Consider the following 3,669-nt stretch of genomic DNA (forward strand, 5'->3'; position numbering starts at 1 on the left):
CGCCCGCGAGATAAGGGGGGACACCGGGGGGGGTTGTATGTGGAAGCGCGCGGGGGTCACGTCGCCCACCGGCACGAGGAGGGCCGCCGGCGCCGGGCGGGCCAGGCTGACCGCCCCCCCGGGGAGGGCGACCCCGCCGATGATCGGCGCGGCGAAGCTGGGCAGCAGCAGGTCATCGCCGATCGAGGCGTTGACGGAGCCGAACGCGGCGACCACGATCACGGCGGCGACCCCGGCGAGCAGACCCGACAGGGTGTGGGCGAGCACCAGCGCCCGGTCGTTGGAGATGCCCGACAGCCGCGCCGCGAAGGGGTTGCCGCCGGAGGCGAGCAGGCGACGCCCGGACACCGTACGGCGGAAGAAGAGCGCCGTCGCGACGGCGACCGCCAGGGCCAGCAGGAACACCACCGGTATGCCGAGCACCGATGCCTGGCCCATCGCCCGCAGTCCCGGCGAGTAGCCCTGATAGGTGCCCGTCCCGTGGACTCCGTAGCGCAGCCCTTCCAGGATCGTCATCGTGGCGAGGGTGACGATGAAGCCGTTGATCCGGGTGAAGACGACCAGCAGACCGTTCACCAGGCCGACGAGCGCCCCGAGGACGAGTGCGGCGAGCACTGCGAGCGAGGCGGGCAGTGCGGCGTCGACCATCAGCCAGGCCGTGGCCATCGAGCAGAACCCGGTGAGCACCCCGACGGAGAGGTTCATCTGGCCGACGGCGAGCACCACCATCTGGGCCAGACCGATGACCAGCGGTACGGCGAGGAAGCTCAGGAACGCGTCCATCGTGCCGGCGGTGAGCAGGTTGAAGTCGGTGGCCACGGCGAGCGTGGCGAACCCGACGACTGCCGCGGCGGCGAGGGTGAACTCGTTGGTGCGTACCAAGTTTTTCATGACACCGCCCTCCGCTCGGCGAGCATGGCCCGCAGCCGGTCCAGCGACAGCGCGGCGAGCAGTACCAGCCCGATGTAGAGCTTCAGATCCTCCAGCGAGAACTGCAGAAGGTTGAGGCCCTTGTAGATGACCTGGGTGAGCGTCGCGCCAAGCACCGTGCCGAGCACGCTGACCGCTCCTCCGGCGAGCAGCGTGCCGCCGAGCACCGGGGCGAGGAATGACGGCAGCAGGAACGACTCGCCGATGTTGGCGGAGAAGGCGCCGTTGTTGGCGGCGAGCAGGAAGCCGGCAAGGGCGGCGAGCAGGCCGCTGAGTGCGTGGGCGGCGACGACCCGCCGGTGCGTGGGAATGCCGGACAGTTGCGCGGCAACCGGGTTGGCGCCGGTCATCAGGATCTCCCTGCCAAGGCGCGCGTAGCGGAACAGCAGCCCGACGGCCAGCACCGCGACAAGCGCGAACGGCACGACCAGCGGGATCCTAGGACCGCACACCTCCCCGAGGCAGTAGTCGGCGAACGTGTCGAAGCGCAGTTCGGCAAGGCCGGCCGGCTTCACCGCGAACGCGACGCCGTCGGTCGCCCGGGTGTAGAGAATCGTCACCAGGCCCAGCAGCCCGAAGTCGAGCGCGAGGGTCACCACGAAGGAGTTCACGCCGGTCTTGGTGATGACCAGACCGGCGAGTGCTCCGATCGCCGCCCCGACGGCCAGGCCGATGGCCAGGCCGACCCGCAGCGGCACACCGAGCCGGTCGTAGGCGAGTCCCATCGCGAACGTGGACAGCGCGGCCATCCGGCCCACAGCCATGTTCATGTGGCCGAGGGACAGCACGGCGAGTTGGGCGAGGCCGACGACGACGTACACGCTGATGTCGGCCTGCAGTGGCGCGAGGGTGAGTCTGGGGTCGAGGAACGCGGGGGTCAGCGACGAGAAGAGCGCGACCAGGACGACGATGACGATGACCAGGCCCAGCCGTGGGTTGGCCCAGATCGGCAGGCCACGGGATCGCTCCTTCGCGACCGCGGCCGGCGGCGCGGGGGGCGCCGCCGGCGGTGTGGTGGCCGTTGTCACGCGACTCTCCGATCCTCGATCGCGTCCCGGTCCCAGTCGATGCCGAGGCCAGGGGCGGTCGGCGCGAGAGCGTGGCCGTCGGCGACGGCGATCTCGGACCGGGTCACCGCCCGCAACTGCGGGATGTACTCGAGGTACCGACTGTTGGGCACCGCGGCGCAGAGGCTCACGTGCAGCTCCATGAGGAAATGCGGGCACACGGCGACGTTGCACGCCTCTGCCAGGTGGGCGACCTTGAGCCAGGGGGTGATCCCGCCGACCCGGGCGACGTCGACCTGGACGATGCCCGCGGCCTGACGGCGCAGGTATTCGGCGAACTGCCCGATCGAGTACATCGACTCACCCACGGCGATCGGGATGCTCGTCGAGCGGGCGAGCAGCTCGTGCCCGGCGACATCGTCGGCAGGCAGCGGCTCCTCGAACCAGGCGAGACCGTACGGTTCGAGCAGCCGCGCCCGGCGGATCGCCTCCGCGGCGGTGAGCGACTGATTGGCGTCGACCATCACGTCGAAACGGTCGCCGACGGCTGCTCGGACCGCGGCGATCCGCTCGACGTCCTCGGCCGGGTCGGGCTTGCCCACCTTCACCTTGACGCCCGGCCAGCCGGCCGCCTGGGACGCTTTCGCCCCGGTGACCAGCTCGTCGGTGCTGAGCTGCAGCCAACCGCCCTCGGTGTCGTAGAGCGGGATCCGGTCCTTGGCCCCGCCGGCCAGCACCCACAGGGGCAAGCCGGCGGCCTTGGCGCGCAGGTCCCACAGCGCGGTGTCGACAGCGGCCAGGGCCAGTGAGGTGATCGCGCCGACGGCGGTGGCGCGGGTACTGGCGTAGAGGTCACGCCAGACCGCCTCCACCCGGGCCGCGTCCAGGCCGATCAGGCGGGGCACCAGGTGGTCGCGCAGGAGCGCGAGCACGGCGGTGCCGCCGGTCCCGATGGTGTACGAGTAGCCGGTGCCCTGCTGGCCGTCGGCCGTGCGGACCTCGACGAAAACCGTCTCCTGCTTGAGGAACGCCTGCACCGCATCGGTACGGACGGTCTCGACAGCGATGTCGACCAGGTACGCCTCGGCGTGCGTGATGATCGACATCACTGGCACGTCAGGTACTTGGCGTCGAACTCCTTCTTGAGTTCGTCGGTCTTGGCGGAGCGGTCGGCCTCGTAGCCGTCCACGTTCGCCTTGGTCACGACGAACGAGCCGGAGTCGATGATCACGCCCGGCTGGGACATCGTGCAGCCGCCGGCGAGCTTGCTGAGCGTGTACGAGCCGACGTACGCCTGGCCGACCGGGTTCTGCAGCACGGTGCCAGCCACGGAGCCGTCCCGGATACCGTCGAGAATCGTCTTGTCGTCGTCGATGGCGATAACCTTGATGGGCAGCTTCGCCTGCTTGACGCCTTCGGCGGAGGCGACCGACGGGTTGTAGGCGGTGTTGACGATCGCCTGGATCTGGTTGCCCTTGGCGGCGAGCAGGTCGGCGACGGCCTTCTGCGCGCTCTGCAGGTCCTTGTCGATGTCGGTGACGTTCTGGAGCAGCACGACCTTGCCGCCGGTCTCGGCAACCGCCTTCTCCACTCCCTTGATCCGGCGCTGCGTGTTGGAGTCGACCTTGTTGCCGGTCAGGTGCACGAGGTTGCCGCTACCACCCATGGCCTCGATGGCGGCCTTCGCGGCCTTGTACGCGGCGAGTTCGACGTCGGTGGACAGGCAGAAGTC

The 3,669-nt window shown here is 69.9% G+C and carries 4 protein-coding genes; all 4 read right to left on the reverse strand.

Features of this window, described 5'->3' with window-relative positions; translation table 11 throughout:
* The coding region (locus FXF52_RS40660) for an ABC transporter permease (protein WP_148804957.1) at window positions 1-891 on the reverse strand (891 nt) is incomplete at its 3' end.
* The gene (locus FXF52_RS40665; RefSeq protein WP_148804958.1) at window positions 888-1,958 is read right to left on the reverse strand and encodes an ABC transporter permease; all 1,071 of its coding nucleotides are present in this window, start codon (window positions 1,956-1,958) and stop codon (window positions 888-890) included. The genes FXF52_RS40660 and FXF52_RS40665, both read right to left, overlap by 4 nt.
* Entirely contained in the window at window positions 1,955-3,043 is a 1,089-nt protein-coding gene (locus FXF52_RS40670; RefSeq protein ID WP_148804959.1) for a mandelate racemase/muconate lactonizing enzyme family protein, read from the reverse strand. The genes FXF52_RS40665 and FXF52_RS40670 overlap by 4 nt, the downstream gene beginning before the upstream one ends.
* The coding region (locus FXF52_RS40675; protein ID WP_148804960.1) for a substrate-binding domain-containing protein at window positions 3,043-3,669 on the reverse strand (627 nt) is incomplete at its 5' end. The genes FXF52_RS40670 and FXF52_RS40675, both read right to left, overlap by 1 nt.

It is taken from the genome of Micromonospora sp. MP36 (assembly GCF_008119785.1).
In the GTDB taxonomy this organism is placed as follows: Bacteria; Actinomycetota; Actinomycetes; order Mycobacteriales; family Micromonosporaceae; genus Micromonospora.